Source organism: Chryseobacterium sp. R2A-55 (genome assembly GCF_021401085.1).
Classification (GTDB): domain Bacteria; phylum Bacteroidota; class Bacteroidia; order Flavobacteriales; family Weeksellaceae; genus Kaistella.
Map to the genome: position 1 here is coordinate 354,515 of NZ_JACBFP010000001.1, position 26,310 is coordinate 380,824.

General features: G+C 39.2%; 29 protein-coding genes. 6 read left to right on the forward strand and 23 right to left on the reverse strand.

The genetic code is table 11. From position 1 onward, the window contains the following. Positions 1 to 112 precede the first annotated feature (112 nt). The 3 genes from L0951_RS01635 to L0951_RS01645 form a co-directional block, all read right to left on the reverse strand. Complete coding sequence (locus tag L0951_RS01635; RefSeq protein ID WP_234109036.1) at positions 113 to 1,096, reverse strand: pyruvate dehydrogenase complex E1 component subunit beta; 984 nt, start codon at positions 1,094 to 1,096, stop codon at positions 113 to 115. Between the two features lie 116 nt (positions 1,097 to 1,212). Further along, positions 1,213 to 1,632: a DUF2147 domain-containing protein gene (locus L0951_RS01640; protein ID WP_234109038.1), complete on the reverse strand. Its 420-nt coding sequence runs from the start codon at positions 1,630 to 1,632 to the stop codon at positions 1,213 to 1,215. Between the two features lie 142 nt (positions 1,633 to 1,774). After that, positions 1,775 to 3,697 (reverse strand): LTA synthase family protein, encoded by a 1,923-nt coding sequence (locus L0951_RS01645; RefSeq protein WP_234109040.1) that lies wholly within the window; start codon positions 3,695 to 3,697, stop codon positions 1,775 to 1,777. A gap of 184 nt (positions 3,698 to 3,881) precedes the next feature. On the opposite strand from L0951_RS01645, the gene L0951_RS01650 reads away from it, so the two are divergent. From L0951_RS01650 to L0951_RS01665, 4 genes are all read left to right on the forward strand, one after another. Continuing rightward, entirely contained in the window at positions 3,882 to 4,595 is a 714-nt protein-coding gene (locus L0951_RS01650) for a CDP-alcohol phosphatidyltransferase family protein (RefSeq protein ID WP_234109328.1), read from the forward strand. Between the two features lie 30 nt (positions 4,596 to 4,625). Continuing rightward, positions 4,626 to 5,390, forward strand: a complete 765-nt coding sequence (locus tag L0951_RS01655; RefSeq protein WP_234109042.1) for a 3'-5' exonuclease — start codon at positions 4,626 to 4,628, stop codon at positions 5,388 to 5,390. A gap of 101 nt (positions 5,391 to 5,491) precedes the next feature. Beyond that, positions 5,492 to 6,100 carry a fumarylacetoacetate hydrolase family protein gene (locus tag L0951_RS01660; protein WP_234109044.1) on the forward strand — a complete coding sequence of 203 codons (609 nt, stop codon included), beginning with the start codon at positions 5,492 to 5,494 and terminating at the stop codon, positions 6,098 to 6,100. A gap of 61 nt (positions 6,101 to 6,161) precedes the next feature. Next, positions 6,162 to 6,596, forward strand: a complete 435-nt coding sequence (locus tag L0951_RS01665; RefSeq protein ID WP_234109046.1) for a universal stress protein — start codon at positions 6,162 to 6,164, stop codon at positions 6,594 to 6,596. A gap of 105 nt (positions 6,597 to 6,701) precedes the next feature. Here the strand turns inward: L0951_RS01665 and L0951_RS01670 are convergent, their stop codons facing one another. Beyond that, on the reverse strand, positions 6,702 to 6,935 hold the full coding sequence (locus L0951_RS01670; RefSeq protein ID WP_234109048.1) for a hypothetical protein: 234 nt from the start codon (positions 6,933 to 6,935) through the stop codon (positions 6,702 to 6,704). 42 nt (positions 6,936 to 6,977) lie between these two features. Here L0951_RS01670 and L0951_RS01675 point away from each other — a divergent pair, with 42 nt between their 5' ends. Both L0951_RS01675 and L0951_RS01680 read left to right on the forward strand, forming a co-directional pair. Beyond that, positions 6,978 to 7,874, forward strand: a complete 897-nt coding sequence (locus L0951_RS01675) for a DUF6427 family protein (protein ID WP_234109050.1) — start codon at positions 6,978 to 6,980, stop codon at positions 7,872 to 7,874. Between the two features lie 19 nt (positions 7,875 to 7,893). Next, complete coding sequence (locus L0951_RS01680; protein WP_234109051.1) at positions 7,894 to 8,478, forward strand: DUF3109 family protein; 585 nt, start codon at positions 7,894 to 7,896, stop codon at positions 8,476 to 8,478. A gap of 73 nt (positions 8,479 to 8,551) precedes the next feature. On the opposite strand, the gene L0951_RS01685 is transcribed toward L0951_RS01680, so the two are convergent. The 19 genes from L0951_RS01685 to L0951_RS01775 all read right to left on the reverse strand — a co-directional run bounded on the left by L0951_RS01685 (position 8,552) and on the right by L0951_RS01775 (position 26,307). Beyond that, positions 8,552 to 8,929 (reverse strand): septal ring lytic transglycosylase RlpA family protein, encoded by a 378-nt coding sequence (locus L0951_RS01685; RefSeq protein WP_234109052.1) that lies wholly within the window; start codon positions 8,927 to 8,929, stop codon positions 8,552 to 8,554. 342 nt (positions 8,930 to 9,271) lie between these two features. Next, the gene (gene rimO, locus L0951_RS01690) at positions 9,272 to 10,573 is read right to left on the reverse strand and encodes a 30S ribosomal protein S12 methylthiotransferase RimO (protein WP_234109058.1); all 1,302 of its coding nucleotides are present in this window, start codon (positions 10,571 to 10,573) and stop codon (positions 9,272 to 9,274) included. 128 nt (positions 10,574 to 10,701) lie between these two features. Continuing rightward, positions 10,702 to 11,559: a glucose-1-phosphate thymidylyltransferase RfbA gene (gene rfbA / locus L0951_RS01695; RefSeq protein WP_234109059.1), complete on the reverse strand. Its 858-nt coding sequence runs from the start codon at positions 11,557 to 11,559 to the stop codon at positions 10,702 to 10,704. A gap of 92 nt (positions 11,560 to 11,651) precedes the next feature. Further along, positions 11,652 to 12,038 carry a four helix bundle protein gene (locus L0951_RS01700; RefSeq protein WP_234109060.1) on the reverse strand — a complete coding sequence of 129 codons (387 nt, stop codon included), beginning with the start codon at positions 12,036 to 12,038 and terminating at the stop codon, positions 11,652 to 11,654. Positions 12,039 to 12,159: 121 nt separating this feature from the next. After that, positions 12,160 to 13,239 carry a dTDP-glucose 4,6-dehydratase gene (gene rfbB, locus L0951_RS01705; RefSeq protein ID WP_234109061.1) on the reverse strand — a complete coding sequence of 360 codons (1,080 nt, stop codon included), beginning with the start codon at positions 13,237 to 13,239 and terminating at the stop codon, positions 12,160 to 12,162. A gap of 49 nt (positions 13,240 to 13,288) precedes the next feature. Next, positions 13,289 to 13,834: a dTDP-4-dehydrorhamnose 3,5-epimerase gene (rfbC, locus tag L0951_RS01710; protein WP_234109062.1), complete on the reverse strand. Its 546-nt coding sequence runs from the start codon at positions 13,832 to 13,834 to the stop codon at positions 13,289 to 13,291. A 2-nt stretch (positions 13,835 to 13,836) separates the two neighbouring features. Continuing rightward, the gene (locus L0951_RS01715) at positions 13,837 to 14,427 is read right to left on the reverse strand and encodes a sugar transferase (RefSeq protein WP_234109064.1); all 591 of its coding nucleotides are present in this window, start codon (positions 14,425 to 14,427) and stop codon (positions 13,837 to 13,839) included. Next, positions 14,411 to 15,646, reverse strand: a complete 1,236-nt coding sequence (locus L0951_RS01720) for a DegT/DnrJ/EryC1/StrS family aminotransferase (RefSeq protein WP_234109065.1) — start codon at positions 15,644 to 15,646, stop codon at positions 14,411 to 14,413. The genes L0951_RS01715 and L0951_RS01720 overlap by 17 nt, the downstream gene beginning before the upstream one ends. A gap of 3 nt (positions 15,647 to 15,649) precedes the next feature. Continuing rightward, on the reverse strand, positions 15,650 to 16,435 hold the full coding sequence (locus L0951_RS01725) for a formyltransferase family protein (protein ID WP_234109066.1): 786 nt from the start codon (positions 16,433 to 16,435) through the stop codon (positions 15,650 to 15,652). Between the two features lie 112 nt (positions 16,436 to 16,547). Then, positions 16,548 to 16,904, reverse strand: a complete 357-nt coding sequence (locus L0951_RS01730) for a hypothetical protein (protein WP_234109067.1) — start codon at positions 16,902 to 16,904, stop codon at positions 16,548 to 16,550. Then, positions 16,904 to 18,115, reverse strand: a complete 1,212-nt coding sequence (locus tag L0951_RS01735) for a glycosyltransferase family 4 protein (RefSeq protein ID WP_234109068.1) — start codon at positions 18,113 to 18,115, stop codon at positions 16,904 to 16,906. Before L0951_RS01735 ends, L0951_RS01730 begins: the two co-directional genes overlap by 1 nt. After that, complete coding sequence (gene wecB, locus L0951_RS01740) at positions 18,112 to 19,251, reverse strand: non-hydrolyzing UDP-N-acetylglucosamine 2-epimerase (RefSeq protein WP_234109069.1); 1,140 nt, start codon at positions 19,249 to 19,251, stop codon at positions 18,112 to 18,114. The genes L0951_RS01735 and wecB overlap by 4 nt, the downstream gene beginning before the upstream one ends. A gap of 14 nt (positions 19,252 to 19,265) precedes the next feature. After that, positions 19,266 to 20,384 carry an NAD-dependent epimerase/dehydratase family protein gene (locus L0951_RS01745; RefSeq protein WP_234109073.1) on the reverse strand — a complete coding sequence of 373 codons (1,119 nt, stop codon included), beginning with the start codon at positions 20,382 to 20,384 and terminating at the stop codon, positions 19,266 to 19,268. Beyond that, positions 20,381 to 20,794 carry a WxcM-like domain-containing protein gene (locus L0951_RS01750; RefSeq protein ID WP_234109075.1) on the reverse strand — a complete coding sequence of 138 codons (414 nt, stop codon included), beginning with the start codon at positions 20,792 to 20,794 and terminating at the stop codon, positions 20,381 to 20,383. The genes L0951_RS01745 and L0951_RS01750 overlap by 4 nt, the downstream gene beginning before the upstream one ends. A gap of 26 nt (positions 20,795 to 20,820) precedes the next feature. Then, on the reverse strand, positions 20,821 to 21,855 hold the full coding sequence (locus L0951_RS01755) for a polysaccharide biosynthesis protein (protein WP_234109077.1): 1,035 nt from the start codon (positions 21,853 to 21,855) through the stop codon (positions 20,821 to 20,823). A gap of 1 nt (position 21,856) precedes the next feature. Continuing rightward, a complete protein-coding gene (locus L0951_RS01760) occupies positions 21,857 to 22,858 on the reverse strand; it encodes a glycosyltransferase (protein WP_234109080.1) in 1,002 nt (333 codons plus the stop codon). Then, a complete protein-coding gene (locus tag L0951_RS01765) occupies positions 22,845 to 23,846 on the reverse strand; it encodes a glycosyltransferase family 4 protein (RefSeq protein ID WP_234109082.1) in 1,002 nt (333 codons plus the stop codon). Before L0951_RS01765 ends, L0951_RS01760 begins: the two co-directional genes overlap by 14 nt. Next, on the reverse strand, positions 23,846 to 24,907 hold the full coding sequence (locus L0951_RS01770; RefSeq protein WP_234109084.1) for an EpsG family protein: 1,062 nt from the start codon (positions 24,905 to 24,907) through the stop codon (positions 23,846 to 23,848). Before L0951_RS01770 ends, L0951_RS01765 begins: the two co-directional genes overlap by 1 nt. After that, entirely contained in the window at positions 24,907 to 26,307 is a 1,401-nt protein-coding gene (locus L0951_RS01775) for a glycoside hydrolase family 55 protein (protein ID WP_234109085.1), read from the reverse strand. The genes L0951_RS01770 and L0951_RS01775 overlap by 1 nt, the downstream gene beginning before the upstream one ends. Positions 26,308 to 26,310 lie beyond the last annotated feature (3 nt).

Genomic DNA, 26,310 nt, shown 5'->3' on the forward strand with positions numbered 1-26,310 from the left:
ACAGTGTATTTAAAGGTGCAAATTTAGATTAAAAAAAATTGTGGACGATTTTTGATCCGGAAAATTTCAGGCTGGAAACAAAAAAAAAAACTCCTTTTCAGGAGTTTTCGATTTATGCTTTGATGTACATGGCTTTCTTCAGTTCCGCTTTTACTTTTTCCAGTTTTGGGAACCATTCTGCAAAAAGTGCTGCGGAGTACGGAGCGGGTGCGTCCGGAGTGGTAATTCTCTTGATCGGCGCATCCAGATAATCGAACGCTTTTTGCTGCACCATATAAGTGATTTCCGAAGCGACACTTGCAAAAGGCCAGGCTTCTTCCAAAATCACCAAACGGTTTGTTTTTTTCACGGAGTTCAGAATCGTGTCATAATCCAATGGACGGACCGTTCTTAAATCCACAACTTCTACTGAAATGCCTTCTTTTTCCAAATCTTCAGCGGCCTGAATGGCCAGTTTCATGATTTTTCCGAAAGAAACCAAAGTCACGTCTTTTCCTTCTTTTTTAATGTCAGCTTTTCCGAGTGGGATATAATATTCTTCCTCTGGAATTTCCATTTTGTCGCCATACATTTGCTCGGACTCCATGAAGATCACAGGATCATTATCTTGAATCGCTGTTTTCAACAATCCTTTTGCATCATAAGGATTTGATGGAACCACTACTTTCAATCCCGGGCAGTTGGCATACCAGGATTCCAAAGCTTGGGAGTGCGTTGCACCCAGTTGACCTGCAGAAGCAGTTGGTCCACGGAAAACGATCGGGCAGTTCCACTGACCGCCGCTCATTTGGCGGATTTTTGCAGCATTGTTGATGATTTGATCAATTCCTACCAGTGAAAAATTGAAAGTCATGAATTCCACAATAGGCCGGTTCCCATTCATTGCGGAACCCACTGCGATCCCGGAGAAACCTAGCTCCGCAATGGGAGTATCGATTACCCTTTTTGGGCCGAATTCGTCCAACATTCCTTTGGACGCTTTATAAGCGCCGTTGTATTCGGCAACTTCCTCGCCCATTAGATAAATTGATCCGTCTTTACGCATTTCCTCGCTCATTGCCTGCGCAATCACTTCTCGAAAAGTATATTCTGCCATAATCAGTTGAAAAAATTAAAGTACAAAAGTACGGCTTTTTTCGGGATTATTCGAGTTTAGAATCACAAAAAAGCAACCCGAAAGAGTTGCTTTTTGTCATATTTACTGATGAACTGTTAATCCACTTTGTGCCAAGTCTGAGTGCGACCGATCAGCGAGAATCCGATGTAACCTCTCACATCCAGTTTATCACCATCTCTTTTGATGATGCATTTGTAAGTCTTTCCTGTTTTAGGATCTGTGATAGTGCCACCACTGAATTCGCTGCCATCTTTCTTCAGGTCGCGGATGATTTCCATTCCCAATACCGGCTTACCTTTGCGGTCATCTTTGCAGAGAGAGCAGTTTGGATCTGCCGGCTTGATAAGCAGCTGCACTACTTTTCCGTAATACTGGCCATTAGCTCTTTTCTGGATTTCCACTATCGATTTTGCCTGTCCGGTTTCATCGTCGATGGTTTTCCATTTACCTTCAATTTGTGCATACGATAATGTTGCGAAAAACAAGGCAACAAAAGCGAAAATTATTTTTTTCATTTCAATATTATTTTAAATCTTTGATTGGATAAAAGTAAATAAAAAAAGTTAAACAGCAAATTTTTCGTTATTCGCATCATAACTTATCAATGAGTTATGGAATTTTCTGAGGATTAATCATCAGTTTGCAAATATCATTAACCTAATCCAATTTCCTGTTGATCACCCGGTCCATATAATCCTGATACCAAGCTTTGCAGAGTAGAATTCCCTTTTTTATTTCGGGACTGTTTACTTTTTCCATAAGGTTCTTCTCCAGATTCCTGTCGGCAATATCATAAATTCCGCTCACTTCTTTACCATCAAAACGATAGATATAGTTTCCTATCATAAACTGATTCTGAATGGAATCGGAATTAACTACCATATAATTTTTATCTGCTGAAACCAAACTTCTGCCCCAGCTGCGGATGGGTTTGTTGTATCCGATCAAGTCTGCCAATGTGGGATAAATATCCATTTGCTGGGCTGGTTCGGTGATTTCGCCATGCAGGTTGTATTTCGGATTGGGCGAGAAGAACAAAATTGGAACCGCGTAACGATTCATGGCCTTTTCGTATTCGGGGTAGGCGACCTGATTGGTGTGATCCGCCACAAAAACAAAAATCGTATTGCTGTACCACGGCATTTTTTCGGCAGTTTCAAAAAATTTCTTTAATGAATAATCGGTATAACCAATCGGTTCGTGGATTTCAAGCGGTCCTTTCCGGAATTTTCCCCTGTATTTTTCAGGTATTTTAAACGGATGGTGAGAGGAGACAGAGAACATGGTTGCCATGAAAGGTGACTTTTTCCGGTCCAAAGTTCTGGCGAAATACTGGAAAAACGGTTCGTCCCAAATTCCCCAGATCCCGTCGAAATCCGCATCATTATTATATTCTGTTTTTCCGTAGTAATGTTTGAACCCCAAAATATTTCCAAATCCTAAAAAACCCATCGAGCCATTCGGAGCACCATGAAAAAATGAGGTGTCATAACCCAGTTCATTGGTCACTGAAACGATGGACTGAATTTTCTGGTTGGCGTAGGGTGAACCGGTAAAAGCATCGGTCAAACTCGGTATTCCCGCCAAAACAGAACTCATTCCGTGAATCGACTGCCTTCCGTTGGCAAAAGCGTTGGTCGCGATCAGACTCTTGGTCGCCAAGCTGTCAAAAAACGGAGTATAGGAAACGAAGTCCTTAATTTTAGTGTTTTTATTAAATGCACCGGAATATTCTTTCGCAAAACTTTCAAGAATGAAAATCACAATATTTGGTTTCGGCTCCACATTTTCCCTTAGATAAATTTTATAGGGATGGATGTTGTCATGGATAAATTGATCATCCACAAAATGAACCTCCTCAAAATTATTGGTGTCAATGGTTCTGAAGAACGAGAATGTACTGTTCAAAACCACATTGGCCTGCATAGGATTTTTCACAAATCTGTTGGCGTCCACCAAATTGATGGGGCGTGTTGAATGTTTGAAATCACCACGAATTCCACCCACCACCAAAACCGCAGTAATACACAAAGTGACGATGGAGGAGCTGAAATATATCCACCTGTTTTGCGGCTTCATCTCCCGAACCTTCACCTTTTTATATAAATAAGTCCAGGAAAACATTAAAACAACAAACCAAAAAATCACGAAAGGATGCTCAAAAACAGAGGCAATAAATACCTTCCCTAAATTATTTTCATGCTTTGCCACATGCAGCGCGGCGGTAGTGAGACGGGCCTGTGAAAATTTGTAATACACAAAGTCCCCGAAATTCATTCCATAAGCAATTCCGTTCATGATAAAATACAGCCAGAACAGAAATTTCTGGTAATATTTTTTCGTGTTGATCAGGATCGGCAGCAAACTCAGCAGAATAAACAATGAGTTCACATAAAGAATCCCAGTGGAATCAAATGCCGTCCCGTGGTATGCCAAGCTAAGATAATCTGAGAAAGAATCTATTTTTATCAGATCTTTATTAAAGAACCAGAATAAAAAGCGAACGATCTGATAAAAAAAGAACGCCAAAAAAATCCGGTAAGCAAGTGTGATAATTTCCTGTAATCTAATATCCTTCATTAATTTTTTTTCAAAAAGAATTTTGCAAATTTACATTAATTTCAGATTTATCAGGTATTGGTGTACATTGATGCAATTGGGGTAGGTTGCAATGGTTTGCAGCTTGATCATTTTTCCTTTTTTTATCGCTGAAAGCTAATTACAGAAAGCAGATCGCATCTAAAAAATGATTACTTTTGCCTTCATGAACTTCATTAAGAACAATTTGGCAAATGCCTTTACCTTAGCAAATCTTTTTTCGGGCAGCATTGGGGTCATCCACTTAATTAACGGGGACTATCAGGTTACTGCACTCTGCATTCTCCTGTCGCTCATCCTGGATTTTTTTGACGGATTTGTAGCGAGAGCAATGAAATCCAATTCAGAACTTGGGGTACAGCTGGATTCATTGGCGGATATGGTGAGTTTTGGACTTCTCCCGGGAATTGCCATGTTTAAGGCGCTGGAAATGTTCGGAAGTGAAATTTTAGGAATCAATCTGCCTTTTGAACTAAAATATCTGGGACTGTTCATCACTCTTTTTTCGTGTTTGAGATTGGCCATTTTCAATTTGGATGAAGAGCAAAAGTATTATTTTAAAGGTCTGAATACCCCTTCCAACACTATTTTGATTTTTGGACTGTATTACGCTTTCATGGAACATAAAAGTTTTTCCATTTTGTTTGAAAGTCCCGGATTTCTGCTAATTCTGACAATTCTTTTGTGCTGGTTGCTCATTTCGCCTATCAAGATGATTTCCATGAAATTCAAATCGATGAAGCTGGAAGACAATTATCCGAAAATCGCTTTGGTCATCGGTGGAGTATTGATTTTGAGTTTCTTCGGAATCTCCGGAATTCCACTGACGATGATCTTCTATATTTTGATCTCACTGGTTTTCCAAAAGCAATTGAAATAAATATTTCGTTTCCTCCATCATTCTTATTTTATGAATCTAAAACTACATAAGCCACTCTGCATCTTCGATCTGGAAACCACCGGAATCACTGTCGGAAAAGACCGCATTGTGGAAATCTGCATCCTAAAAGTGAATCCGGATGCGTCGCGTGAAAGCAGGACCTGGCTCGTGAATCCTGAAAGGTCTATTCCAGCAGACGCGAGTGCCATCCACGGAATTTATGATGAAGATGTGAAAGAGGCCCCGAAATTCAAGGAAATTGCGTCCAAAATCATGGAGATGCTTTCTGGGGCTGATTTGGGGGGATTCAATTCCAACCGGTTTGATGTGCCTCTTTTGGTGGAAGAACTTTTGCGCGCGGGAATCGATTTTGATTTAAGCAAATTCAAATTGGTGGATGCACAAACGATTTTCCACAAAATGGAACCTAGAAATCTGAGCGCTGCCTATCAGTTTTATTGCGGCAAAACGCTGGAAAACGCCCATTCAGCAGAAGCAGATGTGATGGCAACGTTTGAAGTTCTGGATGCGCAGGTTGCTCATTATGAAGATTTGCCGAATGAAATAGCAGGTTTGAGTGAGATTTCACAGCAGAATAAATTCGCGGATCTGGCCGGATTTATCGGTTTTGATGGGGATGGCAAAGAAATCTTCAATTTTGGAAAATATAAAGGACAACGGGTAAAAGACGTGTTCCAAAAGGATTTGGGATATTATGGCTGGATTCAGGCGGCGGACTTTCCACTCTATACTAAAAAAGTGTTGACCGGAATACAATTGAGGAGTAAATTCTGAGTGGTTGCAATGGATGCAAACGTGCGCAGCAACTGCATTTGCGTTTGAAGTATCTCAACATATTGCTGCATTTTTACCTTGTTAAATTATTAGATTATAAAATGAAAATTATCTGCATCGGCCGGAATTACGCCGAACATGCCAAAGAACTCGGAAACGAAATTCCGGAAAATCCGGTCATCTTCATGAAACCTGATACTGCGGTTCTGAAGAAAGGTTCTGATTTTTATATTCCTGAATTTTCTGACGATATTCATTATGAATTGGAAGTGGTCGTAAAAATTTCAAAAGGCGGGAAATACATCCAGGAAGAAAATGCAGGAAAACACTATGAAGAAATCGGTTTGGGAATTGATTTCACGGCGCGCGATGTACAATCGAAATTAAAAGAGAAAGGACTTCCGTGGGAACTGGCAAAAGGTTTCGATGGTTCTGCAGTGATTTCGGAATTCTTTAAAAAGGAAGATTTTGATCTGAAAAACCTCCACTTTTCCTTACTTAAAAATAAAGAGCGCGTACAGGATGGCAACACTTCGATGATGCTCTTCCGGCCTGAAAAAATCATCGCTTTCGTTTCACAGTATTTTACCTTGAGAACAGGTGACCTAATTTTCACCGGAACACCGAAAGGTGTGGGAAAAGTCTCTGAAAACGATATTTTAGAGGCTTATCTGGAAGACCGCAAAATATTGGATTTAAGGATTCAGTAATCACCAAATATTTTCCCATATCCCAAAATATTTGTAACTTTAAGCAACAAAAATTAAAGTCATGCTCAATATTATTTTGCCCATAGATTTTTCAGACGCTACTGACAAACTGATTGAAGGTGCACTGAAATTTGCGAAGGAAACCAACGGAAAAATCTGCCTGATTCATGTTGCTCCGGCCGATATCGGTTTTGCGATCGGTGATATGGGTTTCCAGTATTTCCCCGAAGTGGAACAAAACGAAATCAAGGAAGAGCTTCTTCGCTTAAACAACATCGAACAAAAAATCCTGGCGCATGGTGTGGAATGTGAACACCTCTTGAAACAGGGCATTGCGGGCGACATTATTTTGGAATACGCCAAGGCGAAAAATGCCGGCTACATCGTGATGGGTTCACACGGAAGAAGCAATATGTATGATGTTTTCGTGGGAAGTCTGACCAAGGAATTAACGAAAAGATCCCCGATTCCGGTGTTGGTGGTTCCGATTTTTTAAACGGTCAGCTGAAATATTGCCCGGCAAACAGGAAAGTAAAAACATACAAAATCCCGAAACCTCATGCGTTTCGGGATTTTTATAATAAATATAGGTATCAATTATTTATTCTCCTTTTTTCATAATGTTTGGATCGTAATAAGGATGCTTTCCCTCCGTTGGTGAGTGATATGCTTTGTCCTTGTCACCGCCTAAGGTAGCTACCAATACATAGCACCAATAACAGAACATTACAGATGCGATGATGAACAGAATCCAGTTCATGAAGTTTCCCGCAAAATCAAAAAAACGGTACGACCATTTAAACAAATCACTTAAGTGGAGCCAGAAAGACGTCATTATTTTCCTTTTTTAAATTAACTTTGCACAAATTTATAAAAAATGTTCCGATTACTTTCAAAGGAAAGCAATATTTTTTCAGTTCCAGTTTACATTGGGATTTTACTTTTGATCGTGATCAGCTTTAATATTCTGAATTTCAGCACCTTCTATTTTATTTCTGCGGTAATTACTTTTGCAGGCGTTGCATTGGGATATTTTTGTTTTAATACAATCGCGCTCAACTATCAAAGCCATCTCCCACTTTTTCTATATACGGCATTTGTTTTTGCATTTTATCCGGGAGATCTGGACATTGGGATTTCAGTGGCACTTTTCACCAACTCGATCATTCTTCTGCTTTTGACCAATACCGAAATGTCTGTGCGGAAAAATGCGTATCTATTGGTGGGCGCTTTCCTTGCCATCAATTTCATCTTTCTTCCTACAACCTGGCCGATGGTACTTTTCGTGATTCTGCACATTATCGGAACTTCGGACCGGATTGGTCTTCATTTTTTCAGACTGCTTTTTGGGATGTTCTTAATTGCAGGTTCCTACTTTTCGATCGCCTATTTTTTAGGATTAAACTCCTGGAATCCCGCCTATTTTCCCTTCTATGACTTTAAACCGACTCAAGATTTCTCTAAGCTGCTTTGGCTTTCACCCATCGCTTTGATGATGATCTATGCCGTCATAGACCATTTCAACCACTTTAACCTGAAAAGTCCAAGCAGCAAATTCAAATATTCCTTTCTCTTGGTTTTCACACTGGCCCAATTGGCCACGATTGTTCTTTATATGGGAAAGCATTATGAATATCTGCTCTTACTGGCGCTTCCAGCTTCCATCATGCTCAGCAGAATGTTGAGATTTTTACCTAAATATTGGATGCGTGAATTGGGACTCTGGGTGATTATTTTTTGCTTGGTGATTTTCAAACTCACCAATTATTTCTAACTATAAATTATAAACGGTAATGATTCAATTGGATAATAAATTAATTTCAGAAGATATTTTTTCAGAAGAATTCGTGTGCAACCTCAGCAAATGCAAGGGAGCATGTTGTGTAGAAGGCGATGTGGGTGCACCGCTGGATAAATCCGAAACCGAAATTCTTGATCGGATTTTCCAGAAAGTGAAACCTTATCTCCGCCCGGAAGGGGTTAAAGCCATTGAAGAGCAGGGAACCTGGACGATTGATCCACTAGACGGAGATTACGTGACGCCGATGGTGAATGGAAACGAATGTGCCTATGTGATTTTCGATGAAAAAGGCATTACCAAATGCGGCATTGAAAAAGCTTACGAAGACGGTGCAGTGGATTGGCAAAAACCGATATCCTGTCACCTCTATCCGATCCGGGTGAACGAATATTCCACTTTCACGGCTTTGAATTACCACGAATGGTCCATTTGCAGCGATGCTTGCGCTCTGGGAAAAGAGTTGGAGGTTCCGGTCTATAAATTCCTGAAAACACCATTAATCAGAAAATATGGCGAAGAATTCTACCAAGATTTGTGCAACGCCGCAGAAGAATGGAAAAAAGAATTTGGTTCGTAAAAGCACTTGAACCATCCCAGAATAAAAAAAGCCGACTCGCATGAATCGGCTTTGTCATTTAAGTTCGTAAAAGTTAATCGTTTTCGACAATTTCATACTCAACCGGCATTACTCCACGGACGTGGTTCCCAATTGAATTGAACGCTGCTTTGGAAAGGTCTAGTGCTCTGGAAGAATTGAAAGGACCGCGGTCGTTAATTTCTACTATTACACTTTTTCCGTTTCTCAGGTTGGTAACTTTAATTTCCGTACCAAAAGGAAGCGTTCTGTGAGCGGCGGTAAGTTTCGAGTTGCTGAAAATCTCTCCGCTTGCTGTTTTTCTACCATTAAACTTATCGTGGTAGTACGATGCAAAACTTGTTTTTTTAGCATCTGTGGCATTATTCTTGAAAGAGAATAAACCAAGTGTTGAAATCATCATTATGATTACGAGAGTTACTCTTTTCACCATTTTGAATTATTTTATGGGTTTTGACTCTGCAAATTTATCCTGAATTTAAAACCCGCAACAGTCCGCCGGTTAAAGTCTCTTAACAAATTCTTAAAATTTTGTTAACAATCTTTCTCGTTCCTTTATTCATGGGAATTCACAAGGTTTGTTAAAAAACGTTAAAAAGCATTGATAAACGTTAATGATTTTAACTAATTAACCCCTAATAATCACCCGAAACAAACGATAACATATTGATCAACAAATCATTAGTAAAAAATAAAACCCTCAAAAATATTGAAGGTTCTATTGTTCTTTTCGGATAAGTTTTTGATAAAAATTCGTCCTGTTTTTGCTGATTTGCTAAACCAATTCTCCGTATAAATCAAATTCTTCGGCGGAGGTAATTTTCACATCTGCAAAATCTCCCACGGAAATATAGGTGTTTTCCGCCGAGACCAAAACAGTATTATCCACATCCGGTGAATCAAATTCTGTTCTTCCCACGAAATAATTTCCTTCTTTTCTGTCGAAAATGCATCGGAACACTTTGCCGATTTTTTCCTGGTTTTTCTCCCAAGAAATCTGGGACTGCAATTCCATGATTTCCTCTACCCTTTTCTCTTTTATTTCCTGTGGAACATCGTCATGCAGTTCGTAAGCAGTGGTGTTTTCCTCATGTGAATACGTGAAACAGCCCAACCTGTCAAATCTCTGCACTCGAACCCAGTCCTTCATTTCCTGGAAATCCTCTTCCGATTCTCCCGGAAAACCGCAAATCAGAGTTGTTCTGATCGCCATGTCCGGAACCATTTCCCGGAACTTAGTAAGAAGTGCATTGGTTTTTTCATGTGAAGTTCCGCGCTTCATGGCCTTCAAAATATTGGAGTTGATATGCTGCAAAGGAATATCAATATAGTTGCAGACTTTCTTTTCATTTTTAATGATTTCTAAAACGTCTTCGGGAAATCCGGTTGGGAAAGCATAATGCAGTCTGATCCACTCAATTCCTTCCACTTTTACCAATTCCTTCAACAAATCAGCGAGCGCCCTCTTTTTATAGAGATCAAGTCCGTAATAAGTCAGATCCTGAGCGATAAGAATCAGTTCTTTCACGCCTTTGCGGGCTAATTTTTGAGTTTCAATCACTAATTCTTCAATCGGTTTCGAGATATTTCCTCCCCTCATTAAAGGAATGGCGCAAAAAGAACAGGGTCGGTCACAACCTTCCGAGATTTTCAAATACGCATAATGTTGCGGAGTGGTTGTCAACCTTTCCCCTACCAGTTCGTGTTTGTAATCTGCTCCAAGCTGTTTGAGCAAAAGCGGCAAATCCCGGGTTCCGAAATATTGATCCACATCGGGGATCTCTCTTTCCAAATCGGGTTTATATCTTTCAGAAAGACATCCTGTAACAAAGACTTTCTCTACTTCGCCGCGATTTTTTGCCTCTACAAAATCCAGGATCGTATCAATACTTTCCTGTTTGGCATTGTCGATAAATCCGCAGGTGTTGATCACCACGACATCGCCGCGCTCTTCGTGTACGACTTCTTTGCCGTTGGCTTTCAACTGCCCCATCAATACTTCTGAATCCACTACATTTTTAGAGCATCCCAAAGTGACAATATTGATTTTTTTTCTTCCGGTGGATTTTGTTCTCATAATCTTTGTTCAATTAGTTCAGTTGGTTTAAAACAATTCAAAACCAATAACTTTTAAGGGTGCAAATTTAGCAATAAAAAAAGACTTCAATTCCTGGTTTGAAGTCTTTTTACTGGAGTGAAAACTACTTAAATAAGCGATTTCAGATATTCACCATAGCCAGATTTTCCGTATTTTTCAGCGGATTTCAGTAACTGTTCCTTATTGATGAATCCTTTTTTATAGGCGATTTCTTCGATGCAGGAAATCTTAAAACCCTGTCTTTTTTCCAAAACACTTACAAACTGAGACGCTTCATGCAGCGAGTCAAACGTTCCGGTATCCAGCCAGGCTGTTCCGCGTGACATCACGCCAACTTCCAATTTTCCTTTTTCCAAATAAATTCGGTTGACATCCGTGATCTCCAGCTCGCCTCTTGGTGAAGGTTCCAGATTTTTCGCGATTTCCACCACGGAATTATCATAGAAATAAAGTCCGGGAACCGCATAGTTTGATTTCGGATGCTCCGGTTTTTCCTCAATAGAAATTGCTTTATTGTTTTCATCGAATGCCACCACTCCATATCGTTCCGGATCAGTTACGGAATAGGCAAAAACGCAGCCTCCTTCCACATTGGTCTTACTTTCCAGCAATTTTGCCAGTCCGGTTCCGTAGAAAATATTGTCACCCAAAACCAAGGCCACGGAATCATCCCCGATGAATTCTTCGCCCAAAATAAAAGCCTGAGCCAATCCATCCGGACTTGGCTGTACTTTATATTCGAATCTGCAGCCGATTTGCGAACCGTCTCCCAAAAGCTTTTTAAACGCCTCCTGATCGTGCGGCGTGGTAATGATCAAAATTTCATTAATTCCCGCCAAAAGCAGCGTGGAAAGTGGATAATAAATCATGGGTTTGTCATAAACCGGCATGAGTTGTTTGCTGACAGCGATGGTGAGTGGATAAAGTCTGGTTCCGGAGCCGCCGGCTAATATTATACCCTTCATAATTAGTATTTGAGTGATTTAGTGAGGAGTTTTTGAATTATTGAGTAATTGAGTTATTGAGTAATTGAGTAATTGAGTGGGGTAATTTTGAATTAAAGTTTTGGATTGAAAGTCCATTTCTTAGAATCATTAACCATTGATACTAAAATGGCGAGTATTTCATCATATTCTTTATATAATTTGGCATAAGTTTGTTCATCAATATATTCGCAAGCAAAAGCAAAATCTAACCAGTTTTGAGTTTCACCAGCTTCACCATCCGAATCAGTTAATTTATTGACAAATAATTTTTCATATCTTCTTTTTCGCCATGCTTCAGTCAAATTGGCACAAACCGACCTAGAAGATCTGCGAATTTGATCTGTTAGCGAATATGTTTCTTCTTTAGGGAATTTTCTTGAGAGATAATAAATCTCCATCGCAGCATTAAATGACTTTTGATAAACTATCAAATCTTTGTGAAATCTGACATAACCCATGGTATATAATTTTATTCTCAAAAATACTTAAAATAAAACTATTTCTTAAGTTTTTTAAACCCACCAACTGATTCCCTCCCAACTCATTCCCTCCAGACTCAATTACTCCCTGCTCAATTCCTTAATTATACTGTTTATTGTAATACTTTTGATAATCGCCCGAAGTTACATGTTCCAGCCATTCTTTGTTTTCCAAGAACCAATCGATTGTTTTTCCTAGTCCTTCCTCGAAAGTGACTGAAGGTTTCCAACCTAAATCGTTTGCCAGTTTTGTAGCGTCGATGGCGTAGCGTTTGTCGTGTCCCGGTCTGTCTTTCACGAAAGTGATCAGTTTTTCAGAATATCCTGCAGGTTTTCCGGTTTTTTCATCCACTTGCCTGATGAGTTCTTTCACCAAGTTGATGTTCTGCCATTCGTTCCAGCCGCCGATATTGTAGGTTTCGCCGGTTTTTGCTTCATGGAAAATCTGGAAGATTGCTTTTGCATGGTCGATGACATAAAGCCAATCTCTCGTATATTTTCCGTCGCCATAGATTGGAAGCGGTTTTTCGTTCAAGATATTGTGGATGCAAAGCGGAATCAATTTTTCCGGAAAATGGTTCGGACCGTAATTGTTGGAGCAGTTTGAAATGATAAAAGGCATTCCATACGTATTCCCATACGCTCTTACCAAATGATCAGAAGCCGCTTTTGAAGCGGAATATGGTGATTTTGGGTCATAAGGAGTTTCTTCGGTGAAGAATCCGGTTTCTCCCAATGCACCATAAACTTCGTCAGTAGAAACATGGTAGAAAAGATTTTTTCTTTTTTCATCCGGAAAATTCCCATGCTGATGATCGGGATTCAAAGTCCAGAATTCTTTTGCCAAATTCAACAAATTGGCGGTTCCGTTTACATTGGTATTGATAAATGCATTGGGATCGGTGATGCTTCGGTCCACATGAGATTCTGCAGCTAAATGGACAATTGCATCAGGGTTGTATTTTTCAAAGACCTTTCTGAGCTCTTCCGTTTTTGTGATATCTGCTTTCTCGAAAACGTAATTTGACTCGTTTTCGATATCTTTCAAATTTTCTAGATTTCCGGCGTAGGTCAACGCATCCAAATTGATGATTTTGGTATGCGGAAGGTTCTTCACAAATTCGCGAACGACGTGAGATCCGATGAATCCGGCGCCGCCGGTTATGATGATTGAGTTCATTTTGAGTGGTTGATTATTGAAATGAATGAGTGGTTTAGTCAGATTAGCACTAAAAGTTTCTTTCGCTGAATTTCGGGAGGTTTTTATCTTTTTCGGAAAGGATAACTGCTTCTGCGGGTAGTTTCCAGTCGATTTGGAGTTCCGGATCGTTCCATAACACTCCGCCTTCTGATTCTTGATTGTAATAATTGTCGCATTTATAGGCGAAAACCGCAGTTTCTGATAAGACAGAAAATCCGTGTCCAAAGCCTCTGGGAATGTAAAACTGAAATTTATTTTCGCTTGAAAGCTCAGCTCCGAACCATTTGCCGAAAGTTGGTGAATCTTTTCTTAAATCTACTGCAACATCAAAAACCTTCCCCTCCAAACAAGAAACCAGTTTTGCCTGTGCGTGGTCGCCTTTCTGTAAATGGATGCCCCGCAAAACTCCGTATGAAGATTTAGAGATATTATCCTGAACGAAATGACCATTCAATCCGGTGAGTTCTTCGAATTTTTTTTCGTTAAATTTTTCGTAGAAATATCCGCGCTCGTCTTCGAACAGGGTGGGTTCTATGATATAGCAGTCTTTGAGAGGAGTTGGTTTGATTATCATGCTCAGTGTTTGATTATGGTATAAAAAGTGTCAAAAATAATCTTGATGTCCTTGAAGACATTATGATCGCCAATATATTTCAGGTTCAACTCAAGCTTTTCAGGCATTATTTCCTCGATGTATAATTTTTCGGGATTCTCACTTGCGGAGAGCAAATCATTTTCATTTCGAAATTTGATCGAGGCATAATCGGTAATTCCCGGAACTACAGATAAGACTTTTTTCTGCTCTTCATTATACAGATCGGTATATTTCTTGACTTCCGGCCGAGGTCCCACAAATGACATCTCACCAAATAATACGTTGAATAGCTGTGGAAGTTCATCAAGCTTATATTTCCTTAAGTAATATCCAACGTTGGTAATTCTGGGATCCCGACTCCCAACAGTGAGTGCTCCTTTGGCAAAGGAATCCGGTCGCATGGTCCGGAATTTTAAGACCCTGAAAATTTGACCTCCTTTTCCAGTACGCTCCTGTTTGTAAAGAATTCCCCCTTTGCTGTCCAGCAAAATCATGATGGAAATAATGATGAAAAATGGCGAAAGGATCAGGATGCCAAAACAAGAAAAAACAATATCAAACAGCCGCTTCATTGACCAAAATTTTCTCGTAGGCGCTCTCAATGGTTTGACAGATGAAATCAATTTGCTCGTCCGTTAACTGCGGATAGATCGGCAGTGAAATTTCGCGCGAAAAATTATCATATGCTACCGGATAATCCGCAATTTTATAACCTAAATCCTTAAATAAAGTCAGCATCGGCATTGGAATAAAGTGCACGTTCACAGAAACCCCATCTTCAGCAATCGAAACCATCATCGCATCTCTCTGCCCCTCAGTAATTCCATTGATTCTCAGCGCATAAAGATGATCACATGCTTTTCTTTTAGCATCTTCAATGACCGGCAACTGCGCCCATTTCTTTTTGCTGAAGAATTCATGATATCGTTCGGCAACCCTTTTTCTTTCTGGAAGCAGTTCCGTTTTATAATTTCTGATTTGAGCTAAAGCAATTGCCGCGCAAACATCGGGCATATTCACTTTCAGGCCTTGAAAGACAATATCGTATTTCCAGCTGCTTCCTCCGCCCTGCGATTTGGTGAAGGCATCTTTAGTCTGACCATTCAAAGTCCAAAGACGCATCGTTTTGTATTCTTCGGCATTGTCAAAAGGTTCTGGAAGATTGATGCAGATCGCGCCACCTTCTGCAGAAGTGATGTTTTTTACGGCGTGGAAAGAGAAAATGGTGATATCCGTTAAAACTCCGGTTGGTTTTCCGCCATAAGTTGCACCGATAGAGTGTGCCGCATCTGAAAGCACCAGAATCCGCCCCAATTTTTTCTGATTTTCAGAAGTAGGATGAAATAATTTCCTGATCTCTTCCGCATGAATAAGTTCATTGATTGGGTCGTAATCACAAGGAAGCCCTGCGATATCTACCGGCATGATCACCTTTGTTTTGTCGGTGATTGCCGCCCTTATTTTTTCCGGATCCACGGTGAAGTCGTCTTTCACATCTACCATCACGGGCGTTCCGCCACAATGAAGAACGGCCAAAGCGGTTGCGCTGTAGGTATATGCCGGAATAATCACCTCATCCCCTTCCTTGATTCCAAACCACTTCATGATCAGGATCGCTCCGGAAGTCCACGAGTTGACACACAATGCATTGGAAATGCCAGTCAGTTCGCATACTTCTCCTTCCAGCGCCTTTACTTTCGGGCCGGTTGTGATCCATCCAGACTGAAGCGTGTCCACCACTTCGGAGATCACATCATCGTCAATGTAAGGAGGTGAGAAAGGGATTTTCATATTTTAGTTCTTTTTTGATATCCATAAATCCATAAATTTAAACAACTTACGTTTATTTGCAATTAACATTTTTTCAAAATTCTTATCAGGCCATGAAAAATAAGATTCAAAATTTATTTCTTTGGGCTTTTGTAAAGTAGGTTCATTGATTAATTCAGAAAAACTTTGCTCCAATTCTTTTCCACTGATTTGACAAACTCTTTCATAAAGGGAAAAAGCACTGTCATTTTCCTGTACATCAATTCTGAACTGTCTGAAAATATCACCTGTGTCGATGCCCTTATCAATCTTATAAATGGTGGACCAAATTTCCTTATCTCCCCTCGCAAATGCCCATAAAACAGGCGAGATGCCCTTATCTAGAGGTAATTTAGATGCATGAATATTAAAAACACCTTTCTTAATTTTCCTCAAAAACCCTTCATTAATAATGATATCAAAATTAAAAGCGAAGCCAATATCGTACATTTTTCCTTCAAAATCAAAATCTTTAAGCTTCTCGATATTTGTAACGCAGATTTTATATTTTTTTGCCAAATATCCTACGGTATGTTTTCGGTAAAAAAAATTCGTTAGAAAAAAAACGAACACACGATACACAAAAAAACGCAGGGACGCTTTCTTGAAAATATCAAAAATTTTTTCTCTTGAATTCTTAATAGCTTTTGAAAAAACAATTTTATCAATTTCCGAATGATGCTTATCAATTAAATCTTTCGCCAATAAATAAGAAAAGTAACTATCATTTACCAATAAAACAATTTTTTTCGGAGTTCCTTGCATCTTCATTAAATTCTATATGAGCAATAATTATTATTCATTCATTCGAAGTTCCTTATTCCAACTCGAATGATGTAGAATGTAGGCCACAACAATATTTTCTAAAATTAAAAATCCTTTTTTATGGCTTTGCAAAAATAAGATTATTTTTTTCAGATTTACCTGCATTTGACGCCATTCTTTTCAAAGCTGCCGGATTGGTCAACAATATTTTCATTCCGGCCTGCGCAAACTCCACCCAATTATTTTTCAAAAGTTTAGGGAAGAATGAACGGTTGTCTCTGCTTCCCGCCGCGAAACCTTTAACGGTGCCTTCATCTTCCAAGACCAGCAGAATTGCCGGATTCTTTAGAAATGCCTTGTAAAAGGTCTTAAAAAAAGGTTTCCCTAAACTCGTCAGAAAAAAAGAAGGGAAGCTTTCCAAATGCACTTCAACAATGGAATCGATATCTTTTTTGGTGGCAACACTAACATTCATTAGCTATGTTTTCTGATGAATTGATCAACGCGGTCAGCACCCGCCTGGCGTGAAAACTGACTCTGATACAAAATTAAACTTCTTTGGCAAATTTCGGTGATTTCCTCTTGTGAATAGTCAATTATCCGTAATACCGCTTTCTCAAAATCCTCCTGGTCTTCCGAGTTAAATGCTTCACCAATTTGGTGATCGGTAATAAAAGCTCTCGGCTCACCTTCAATGCCCGCCAAAATTGGTTTTCCCACTTCGATATAGGTCTGCAATTTTGACGGAATAATGCATTCATAAATAGGATCTTTGATGAGGTGCAAAAACAAAATATCCGCACCATCCAAATATTTGCAAATTTCAGTGCTTGACACCCGGCCATGCAAAATCACATTTGAGTTTCCAGCCGTCGCTGCTTTCAATTTTTCAAAATCAGTCCCGTCGCCAAAAAAATGAAAGAAGATATTGGGATTTTTTTGCACAATAGAGCTCATTCCCACTGCTAATTTTGACAAACCCTGATGCACCCCAATATTTCCGGCGTACACAATATTAAAACCATCGGTTTGAAATCGGTACTCTTCTTTTTGCTGATCTGGAGCTTTTTCCACCATTGACCAATTATAAAGGGTCAGTATCCGGTCGGGCGAAATATTCTTATGGGTCACGATTTTTCTAAAACTTTCTGAAACCGTAACAAACAGATCAAACGCTTTGTAATAGAAGCGATCCAGCAAAAAATCCAACAAATGAATGATCCTTTTCGACTTGATGAATCCGGAAACCCTAATGTTTTCAGGGAAAACGTCCTGAATATCCAAAAGCGTTTTGGAGTTTGGCTTGAATAAATTCACCATCCATGCACAAAAGACCACAAAAGGTGAAGACTGCAAAATGTAGTAAAAGCTGTCTCTTCGGCCATATTTTAGAATTGCGAATGAAGCGAAAATTCCGAACACAAAATAATTCAGAGTCCTCTTGATGCTGCTCAAACTATGATCTGCGTAAGTAAAAACCCGAATCACCTGAATGCCATCCATCCTTTCTTCGGAAAAAAGCCGGTTTTGATATCCTTCATAGATTTTACCTTTGGGATAATTGGGAAAACCGGTGATGACAATGGGGTTCCAACCTTTGTCCTTAATTTTTTTAATAAATGTAATATCTTTTAGGTAAGGTTCCGGTGTAAAAAACTGGGCGATATAGAAAAAATTATTGCTCATAAATTTTTACTCCAAACCACACGGTTCACATAATCTGTATAACTCAAAATGATCCGTACAACTTTTTCCGAAACATTCGGCATGGAATAGTCGGAAACTCTTCTGTAGTTTCTTTCAGCGCCGGTTTTTTGTTGCTGAAGCTGTGCAAGTCCCTGTAAGATTCTTTCCGACGAAAGTCCCACCATCATTACGCTTGCTTCTTCCATTGCTTCAGGTCTTTCATGGGCTTCGCGAATATTCAATGCTCTAAAGTTGAGGATCGATGATTCCTCTGAAATCGTTCCGGAATCTGAAAGAACTGCGAAGCTCCTCATTTGAAGCGCGTTGTAATCCAAAAACCCGAGCGGTTTTAGAAATTGGATTTCAGGACGCATCTGGATTTGCTTTTTGTCAATCATATTACGTGTCCGCGGATGCGTGGAAACGATGATCTGGTAACCATATTTTTCGGCAATCGTATTTAAACTTTTCATCAAACCGTAAAAATTCTTTTCGGAATTGATGTTTTCTTCACGATGTGAACTGATGACGAAATATTTTCCTTCTTCTAAATTCAATCGTGAAAGGACATCGGACTTTTCAATTCCCGGTAGATAATGATTCAGCACCTCAAACATTGGCGAACCGGTTTTGATGATTCTGTCTGCCGGAAGTCCTTCCCTTAAAAGATATTCTCTGGCGATATCGCTGTACGTCAAATTAATATCTGCGGTGTGATCTACAATTTTACGGTTGGTTTCTTCGGGAACTCTTTGATCGAAGCAGCGGTTTCCGGCCTCCATGTGGAAAATGGGGATTTGTCTTTTCTTGGCGGGAATCGCGCAAAGACAAGAGTTGGTGTCGCCTAAAACCAAAAATGCATCCGGTTTTAATTCTTCCAAAAGCGGATCGATTTTAATTAAAATATTTCCAACGGTTTCTGTTGCGGTTTTTCCTGCAGCGTCCAAAAAATAGTCCGGTTTTCTCAGACCTAAATCTTCAAAAAAAATTTGGTTGAGCTCATAATCATAATTTTGGCCGGTATGAACAATGACATGTTCCACGGCTTCGGAATGATCGAGTGCGGTAAGAACGCGCGCTAATCTAATAATTTCGGGACGGGTTCCGACGACCGTCATCACTTTGAGTTTTTTCATTTTTTCTCTAAGATTTAAACTTCTACAAAATAAGTATCTGCATCTTCAGGATTGTAGGGCTCATTGATCCAAAAAATGGTGTACAGATCCTCTTCGCCGATATTTTTGATATTGTGGGTGTACCAGATTGGCATATCTACATAAGCCGGTTCGGCTCCATCAAGATAATAATCAAGAACTTCATCGGTATCTATTTTTCTGAGCTGAATCAGCGCTTTTCCTTTGATTACTGCAAATCTTTCAATTTTTCTGGTATGGAAATGATTTCCCCGGGTAATTCCCGGAACGGTGGTGGAGAAAGAACATTGCCCGCCAATTCCCAAACGGATCACTTCCACAAAAGCTCCACGCGGATCGGTGTGCTGGGTGAATTTAACGGGATAATGATTTTTTAAGTCAAAATAACATCTGAACGTGTTGAACAGCTGGTAATCAAAATCAGTTTTCAGTTCCGGGATTTCGCCTCCATCGAAATAGAGTTTTTTGAAGTTCTCCAGTTTTGAAAGGACTTCGGATACTTTTATGGTTATTTTGTGAGGAACCGAATATTCTTCATTGGTTTCGCCAGTTCTGATTTGCCTGATTATTTCCTGAACCAGGTCTCCCACATAAATCAGCTTCACTTCTCCATCATGGTCAATCACAGGATTTTCTCCGTGAGTCAGTTTATGGCAAAAAGTAGCGATGAAAGAATTATAATTGGGTTGCCCGAATGGACCGAAAACATTGGGAATAATCATTCCGCCAAATTTTCCGCCATTGCTTTTTGCCCATTTTGCCAATAATTCCCTGCCTTCTTTCTTGGATTTTCCATAAAGGTTATCCCGTTCTTCCTGTGAAGAGGAAGAGAAAAGAACATGTGCCGTTGAACCGGTTCTTTCCAATGAATCGGTCAATTTTTTAACCAGACCCATATTGTTTTCATAAATCACTTCGGGATCCGGATGACGGTTCATGGCAGCCAGGTGTACAATGACATCACACTGCTTCACGAAATCATCCATTTGACCGGAATTTTCAAAAAATTCTTTATGGAAATCAATCCTTTGAAATTCCTCTGGAAACAGACCCAAGGTGTTATACAGACTTGAGCCAACAAATCCATTCTGCCCGGTAATTCCTATTTTTATCATAAGTTATTTTTAAAGTAATCCAATGGGAAACGGTATTCATCCTGAATTTCTCCGAAACCATAATCTGCTAAAACCAAAAGTTTGCTGTCGTCTTTCTTTGCCTGGATTGCGGTGACGCAACCAGCAGGAACATGCAGGAAAGTTAGCGCTTTATCCTGCAAAATATATTTCAAGATCATTAAATCTTTTGAAGGATTCTCAAAATCATCGATCTTTATCACAGAAATCTCAAATTCACCGGCAACACATGCGAACCAACGCTGCTCTATCTGATGTCCTTGCCAACCCCGGACGAAATCTGTTGAAAAGTTTTCAATCGTATAAATCCTTTTGACCTCCGAAGGATTAAAATCATTATTAAAAGTAATAATGCCTCTTTCGTCCTGGTGGAAACTGCCATTCAGCAACATACCCATAGTTTTTATGCTCGACTATCTTAATATGGATATTGCAACACGTCTTCCCCAAAAATTTCTTTTCTGATCAGAGGCAGTTTGGAAATAAGTTTTTTCAGGCCTTCCACTCCCTGCTGATGCGTGTTGTGTGAATGATAATCTTCCACTTTGGAGATATCCTCGGTTCCTTCTGAAAAATATTTGGCATAATTTAAATCACGGTTATCCGCCGGAATTCTGTAGAATTGGCCCATATCTTCTGCATTCAGCATTTCCTCCCTTGTACAAAGAGTTTCATATAATTTTTCACCATGGCGGGTTCCAATAATCTTGATCGGAACTTCTTTGCCGGTCAGCTCAATTAAAGCCTGCGCCAAATCCCCTATACTTCCTGCGGGAGCTTTGTTCACGAATAAGTCCCCCGGATTTCCATTTTCAAATGCAAATAAAACCAAATCTACCGCATCTTCCAAAGACATAAAAAATCTCGACATCTGAGGATCGGTGATGGTAATGGGTTCTCCTTTTTGGATTTGACTTAAAAACAAAGGAATTACAGAACCGCGAGATGCCATTACATTTCCGTAACGAGTTAAACAAACCACGGTATCAGTAAGATTTCGGGATTCTGCAACCGCTACTTTTTCCATCATTGCTTTAGAGATTCCCATGGCATTGATCGGATAAGCTGCTTTATCTGTGCTCAGGCAGATCACTTTTTTCACTTTGTTGGTTCCTGCTGCACGGATGACGTTTGAGGTTCCCTCCACATTGGTTTTCACGGCCTGCATTGGAAAAAATTCACATGACGGCACCTGTTTTAAAGCTGCTGCATGAAAAATATAATCTACTCCTCTTGTGGCGGGTTCCACTCCGTTGTAATCCCGCACATCGCCAATATAGTATTTTATTTTATCATTTTTGTAGAGGTTTCTCATGTCATCCTGTTTCTTTTCATCCCGGGAAAAGATTCGGATTTCCCTGAAATGGTCTGTATGTAAGAAACGGTTGAGCACAGCAGTACCGAAAGATCCGGTTCCACCGGTGATGAGGAGGGTTTTATCTTTTATTTGCATATTATTGTAATAACGCTATTAATTCATCTATTTGATTTGGAACCTTATTTACGGCAGGTTTCACGTCTTTGTGCAAAGATAATAATAATGCCTCAACGATGGATTCCACTTGGAGCGGATTAAAGGTTAAGCTTGGTTCACAAACTGCATGGGTATAAGGAAGATCGGCCGCGATCACCCTACAGCCAAGGTTTATTGCTTCTACTAAACCCAAACCGAAGCTTTCTGCCAAGGAAGGAAAGATCAAAAATTCAGCACTCCGATAAACTTTTGCCAGTTGATCTCTATTTACAAAACCAATATTTTCAATGGGATATCCCTGCCCGATTTTCTGGTTAATGAGTTCCACAGTTTCAGGATAATTTTCAGAAACCGTCAAGATCAGCTTTCCTGTTTGTTTTTGGTCGAAAAATTGACAGAATGCGTCGATCAGGTTTTTATGGTTTTTGTGAGGTGTTGCATTGCTTACGTAGAGATAGGCGTTTTTAATTCTTATTGTTTCTCCCTCATTTTTTAAAGGAGGATAAAATGGCAACACCTTCACATTTGAAACTTTGTATTTCTTTTGAAACTGGCTCTTTATCAAATCAGATTGAACTAGCCAGAAATCGGTATTCTTCCTCAAAGTCCTTAAAATCAAAGCCTTTAAATTATAGAGAAATTTGTTTTTCAGTGAAAAATTTTCCGGTATTTTCAAATAAAGCAGCTGATGAAAATAAGTATAAACTTTAGCATTCATCTTCCGTAAAGGCGGCAGATTGCCGAAACAAAGAACAGCATTAAACTCATTTTCACGGGCTTTATAAAATTCTTTCCTATTTCTCAAACCCGCTTCCATGAAGATCACTCTATTTTTCAACCCGGCATAAAATGGGTCGCTCTCTATTCTTTTATCCATAAGAATCAGAACCTCAACATCCCGACTTCCCAACTCGGTAATCAAATAATCGAGCAGTACTTTTCCTCCGCCACCATTGACATATAGCGCGTCAATTAGGATCATTTTCTTTCACTATTTTATGGTATAATTGGATATATTGCTTGGTAATATTTTCCATACTGTATTTTTTAATATTTTCTCTACCTTGCAAAATCAATTTCTTTTTCAATTCAGGATTTTTAATAATTTTTTCAACAGCTTCCTTGATTTGGGCAGAAGATTCTGGATTTACCAGCAGAGCAGAATCAGAAGCCAGTTCCCTCATTGGGGAAATATTGGAAGTGATTACTGCGCAATTATGTGCTTGCGCTTCGAGAATTGGCAATCCAAATCCTTCATATAATGATGGAAAGCATAAAATATCCGCCTGATCATAGCATTCATTCAGAACTTGATCGGAAATTTGGACTTGGTTCTCGTATCTTATTTTTCTTCTGGCCAATTCGTTCTTTTGATTATCTGAAAGTTCACCCACGATGGTCAGAGAAATATCTAGGTTGGCAATCGCCTCAATAATTCTGTCCACATTCTTGTTTGCTCTTGTACCCACAACTAATACATGGGGTTTAAGGTTGTCTTTTTCAAGGATTAACGGAGCCACTTCGCTGGTCAGTGGATTAGGAATCACGGTGATTTTCTGTGCGGCATCCGGAAGCAATTCAATAATTTCATTTTTGGTTTTTTCAGAAACCACGGTGATATACCTTGATTTTTTGACAGGAAAATAAAACCATAGAAAATAATAAATTTTCTTTCTGATACCGCTCAAATAGCGCAATCCAACCAAATCGTGGATAGTCAGCACCGTTCTTTTAGGATCTAGACCCAAAACTGACCAGTGAATATCTCCAGTGACATGATTGATATCTGCTTGATTCTTCCTAAAAAAAAGAATTGCACAGAGTAATCCGAAAATTGTAAATGGGTAGGGATTTGCTATTTTCCTACCCTCTATTCCCTCTATTTTCATCTGCTGCGAAATGGTATCGAAAACTTTTTCGATACTGATTTGATGTGCATGAAACTGTCTGAAAAGATAGTGAATCTTCATTAAAAAGTAAAATAAAGTGTTCTAAATGGAAAGAAAAGTTCAGGGAAATAATGGGTGTTTTTATAAATAAGAAAACCACAAAAAAATAAATAGAGAGAAATCAATAAATATTTCTTTTTGTGGCGCATGATGATCGGAACAAACCAGGAATAAAGCACCGCCTCAAACACGAGATAATACACGCCAATCCTGGAGGCGATGTACTCCAGGTCCTGATACATCAGAATGTAGGTGAACAACGACAAGAAAAGAACATTGAACACGAAATCAAACTTTAGATTTGACCTCAATTCTTTTTCAAAAACCAACATCAAGATGAGCGGAAGTAATCTTCTGACCACACCGAGCGAAAACCCAACGACTGAAAATTCGCTGCTAGGAATTGCATCGTAAATGATGGCTTTCTTTGTTGTGATGTTCGGGGCAAAATTGAATATAAGAAAATTGAGCACCGGTTTGCTGAAATGGAAAATTTGCATGAAAAATGCAAAAACCAATAAATAACTATAAATTTTGAGGTCAACCCGTTTGTTCAATAATATAAATGGCAGAAGAAAAAATGCAGACTGATGGATGAAAATGGCCAGTAGAATAGACAGAGCAAAATAGATTTTTTGCCGCGGAAGAAAATAGGCAGATGCGAACATTCCAATCGAGAGTGCCAAAATTTGTCTATTGCTGCCCATCAGTCCGATCGTGATGCAGAATAAGAATAAAAGCGCGGTATTTTTGTATTCGGTGAATTTGGACAAAGCCAGATAATAAAGCAGATAAACCAGTGAAAAATAAATCAGCAAAAATCCGGGATAAGGCAATTTCAAAGCAGAAAAAAAATTCACCATTAATTTATAGACATACTCGTAACTGCTGTCGGTATCGCCCTGCATTGCGGCGTAATAATGATCGTATCCGTACGTGAAATCAATTCCACTATGGTTTTTAATAGCTTCAACGGTGATAAGCAAGATCAGCAAAAACGCAAAGCACCAATTTTTAAACTTAAAATTGAATGCTTCCAAAAGAAAAGAAAATGCCAATAAGGCAAAAAGAAGAATAATCATTACTTGATTGGCAGAAATGTAGATTTGTAATTAAAGTCCTTCATCCACTGGTGTACATGATTGCCCATCTTCATTCCACCATCCGCAGTCTCATTGCTTCCTATAACATTTACAGAGGCGCGAGCCCATAAATCGACAATAAAGAGATTTTCGAATTTCTCCGGAATATTGCTACCAATAATATTTAAGGCATTGTGAAAATTATTGTTCATGGCACCGGAAAGCTTAATCCGCATTTTCTTATCTTTAGGAAAATAGGTAAAGGTACTTCCGATGATGTTTAAAGTACCGCCGCCATGAAAAATCAAGATTCCATCTGCAGCTGAATCGAAATAATCATATTGGGAACCCGATGCAGAATACCATAGGTTTTGGAATGTCACATTATCCGGATATTCATGAATTCCATTGAGATACCCCTCGTTTCGATAAATCCTGCTTGTTCCTTCCAATCTGACCCCGGAAACGAGCAATGTTTCATTCGGATTATTTCGAACAATATAGGTATCAACATTTGATGCGCCACCTCCTGTAATTGAGCCGCCTACTCCTCCGAAAATAAACGCATTCTTTACACCAACGATGTAGGAATTTTGAAAATTGTGAATCAGGTTGTTTCCAGCTTTTCCATCTCCAAGATTAAATGCTGACCGAAAAAAATCCGTTTCCTTAGGAGTCCAGTTACCGTTAAACGAGCAGTTGTACCACATTGACATATCATTTTGATTATGTCCGTCAATTCGGACTGCATCTTTAAATCGACCAGAAATATTGCGAATATTGGTAAAAGAATTTTGTGTTGAACTTCTTTTCGGATAACCCACCGGTTGCACATCGCTTTTCTTATCTCCCCAATAAATGTAAATAAAATTATCACAGGAAGAACCTGGTGCACCACCGAAATAGAAGTTTTCATAAACCCCATATGCTGTACCATTTAGCTCAAAAACCGACGAAATCTTTGTATTTTCTTTGATTTCCAACAAAGTCCCAATACCTCCACCGTAGATGTGTATTCCTTCTACATTCGTGATTTTTATAGGTTTATCGATGACATAAGTTCCCTCGGGAAGGTAAATTGAATATTTTGCCCTTCTCCATGGCCCAAGGTTAACTGAAGCAAAATCTACTGCCTTTTGAATGGCGTCTGAAGTATTACCAAACCAAGTCACGTTAATAATATTTTGTGGGATAACCCGCTTATAAAAATTGTTATTGATTTTTTTATAGATTACATCGTCCACCTGCTGATCATCAATCATTTTGCCTTCATCAGAAGTAGTTACCTTTCGAAAGCTTACAGATTCTTTTGAATTTCGGTCTGTGACGCTTATTACATCTGAATTTTGTGCTAGTCCTACAAAAGGTATCGCAATGAACAATAATAGTATTGATTTCATAAT

Bases quoted from the DNA above. Each gene is read 5' to 3' on its own strand.
- rfbB (WP_234109061.1), bottom strand. From the start codon at position 13,239: ATGAACTCAATCATCATAACCGGCGGCGCCGGATTCATCGGATCTCAC.
- L0951_RS01755 (WP_234109077.1), bottom strand. From the start codon at position 21,855: ATGCAAATAAAAGATAAAACCCTCCTCATCACCGGTGGAACCGGATCT.
- L0951_RS01720 (WP_234109065.1), bottom strand. From the start codon at position 15,646: ATGAAAATCCCTTTCTCACCTCCTTACATTGACGATGATGTGATCTCC.
- L0951_RS01675 (WP_234109050.1), top strand. From the start codon at position 6,978: ATGTTCCGATTACTTTCAAAGGAAAGCAATATTTTTTCAGTTCCAGTT.
- wecB (WP_234109069.1), bottom strand. From the start codon at position 19,251: ATGAAAAAACTCAAAGTGATGACGGTCGTCGGAACCCGTCCCGAAATT.
- L0951_RS01715 (WP_234109064.1), bottom strand. From the start codon at position 14,427: ATGAAGCGGCTGTTTGATATTGTTTTTTCTTGTTTTGGCATCCTGATC.
- rimO (WP_234109058.1), bottom strand. From the start codon at position 10,573: ATGAGAACAAAATCCACCGGAAGAAAAAAAATCAATATTGTCACTTTG.
- L0951_RS01660 (WP_234109044.1), top strand. From the start codon at position 5,492: ATGAAAATTATCTGCATCGGCCGGAATTACGCCGAACATGCCAAAGAA.
- L0951_RS01655 (WP_234109042.1), top strand. From the start codon at position 4,626: ATGAATCTAAAACTACATAAGCCACTCTGCATCTTCGATCTGGAAACC.
- L0951_RS01650 (WP_234109328.1), top strand. From the start codon at position 3,882: ATGAACTTCATTAAGAACAATTTGGCAAATGCCTTTACCTTAGCAAAT.
- L0951_RS01760 (WP_234109080.1), bottom strand. From the start codon at position 22,858: ATGATCCTAATTGACGCGCTATATGTCAATGGTGGCGGAGGAAAAGTA.
- rfbA (WP_234109059.1), bottom strand. From the start codon at position 11,559: ATGAAGGGTATAATATTAGCCGGCGGCTCCGGAACCAGACTTTATCCA.
- L0951_RS01735 (WP_234109068.1), bottom strand. From the start codon at position 18,115: ATGAGCAATAATTTTTTCTATATCGCCCAGTTTTTTACACCGGAACCT.
- L0951_RS01765 (WP_234109082.1), bottom strand. From the start codon at position 23,846: ATGAAGATTCACTATCTTTTCAGACAGTTTCATGCACATCAAATCAGT.
- L0951_RS01680 (WP_234109051.1), top strand. From the start codon at position 7,894: ATGATTCAATTGGATAATAAATTAATTTCAGAAGATATTTTTTCAGAA.
- L0951_RS01730 (WP_234109067.1), bottom strand. From the start codon at position 16,904: ATGAATGTTAGTGTTGCCACCAAAAAAGATATCGATTCCATTGTTGAA.
- L0951_RS01645 (WP_234109040.1), bottom strand. From the start codon at position 3,697: ATGAAGGATATTAGATTACAGGAAATTATCACACTTGCTTACCGGATT.
- L0951_RS01670 (WP_234109048.1), bottom strand. From the start codon at position 6,935: ATGACGTCTTTCTGGCTCCACTTAAGTGATTTGTTTAAATGGTCGTAC.
- L0951_RS01745 (WP_234109073.1), bottom strand. From the start codon at position 20,384: ATGATAAAAATAGGAATTACCGGGCAGAATGGATTTGTTGGCTCAAGT.
- L0951_RS01725 (WP_234109066.1), bottom strand. From the start codon at position 16,435: ATGAAGATGCAAGGAACTCCGAAAAAAATTGTTTTATTGGTAAATGAT.
- L0951_RS01665 (WP_234109046.1), top strand. From the start codon at position 6,162: ATGCTCAATATTATTTTGCCCATAGATTTTTCAGACGCTACTGACAAA.
- L0951_RS01700 (WP_234109060.1), bottom strand. From the start codon at position 12,038: ATGGGTTATGTCAGATTTCACAAAGATTTGATAGTTTATCAAAAGTCA.
- L0951_RS01685 (WP_234109052.1), bottom strand. From the start codon at position 8,929: ATGGTGAAAAGAGTAACTCTCGTAATCATAATGATGATTTCAACACTT.
- rfbC (WP_234109062.1), bottom strand. From the start codon at position 13,834: ATGATAATCAAACCAACTCCTCTCAAAGACTGCTATATCATAGAACCC.
- L0951_RS01770 (WP_234109084.1), bottom strand. From the start codon at position 24,907: ATGATTATTCTTCTTTTTGCCTTATTGGCATTTTCTTTTCTTTTGGAA.
- L0951_RS01750 (WP_234109075.1), bottom strand. From the start codon at position 20,794: ATGTTGCTGAATGGCAGTTTCCACCAGGACGAAAGAGGCATTATTACT.
- L0951_RS01640 (WP_234109038.1), bottom strand. From the start codon at position 1,632: ATGAAAAAAATAATTTTCGCTTTTGTTGCCTTGTTTTTCGCAACATTA.
- L0951_RS01635 (WP_234109036.1), bottom strand. From the start codon at position 1,096: ATGGCAGAATATACTTTTCGAGAAGTGATTGCGCAGGCAATGAGCGAG.
- L0951_RS01775 (WP_234109085.1), bottom strand. From the start codon at position 26,307: ATGAAATCAATACTATTATTGTTCATTGCGATACCTTTTGTAGGACTA.